Genomic DNA, 479 nt, shown 5'->3' on the forward strand with positions numbered 1-479 from the left:
TTTTCAGCTTTATTTATGAAATTTTCAATTATTATATTAATAGTTTTCATTTATTCTTCCTCCTCTTTATATAACTTTGCATATTTCCACGAAGTAGTTTGGTTGGTTGTAAAAGAAGTGCATCCATCAATCCATGTGTATATTTTCCCATCTTCATATTTTGCAAAGTGTCTTCTATCCCAATCTTTATTATCACCTGAAATTAATATCTTTGTGTCTACTGAGACTTTGCCCCAATCTACAACTTCTTCAAAATCCATTTTTATAATTTCACTTAAAAACAAATCATCTGTTATGTATCTTCTGTTTTTTACGCATTTTATATCATACTCTTTATGAATACCTTTACTATCTTCCCATTTGGTAACTTCCCATTTATCACCGTTATTATCCTTATACATTTTTCCTACATTTTCTTTCTTACAAATTTCCCATACTTTCATTTATTCTTCCTCCCAACTACTGTAATTCTGATTTTT

The 479-nt window shown here is 28.4% G+C and carries 1 protein-coding gene; it reads right to left on the reverse strand.

What is annotated here, in order from left to right:
* Window positions 1-50 precede the first annotated feature (50 nt).
* A complete protein-coding gene (locus ACTNAO_RS12810; protein WP_441028359.1) occupies window positions 51-443 on the reverse strand; it encodes a hypothetical protein in 393 nt (130 codons plus the stop codon).
* Window positions 444-479 lie beyond the last annotated feature (36 nt).

Origin of the sequence: Clostridium sp. HCP1S3_C6, assembly GCF_052066735.1 — a bacterium.
Taxonomy (GTDB): domain Bacteria; phylum Bacillota; class Clostridia; order Clostridiales; family Clostridiaceae; genus Clostridium.

Excerpts from the sequence above, each read along its gene's own strand:
- ACTNAO_RS12810 (WP_441028359.1), bottom strand. The coding sequence starts at position 443 with ATGAAAGTATGGGAAATTTGTAAGAAAGAAAATGTAGGAAAAATGTAT.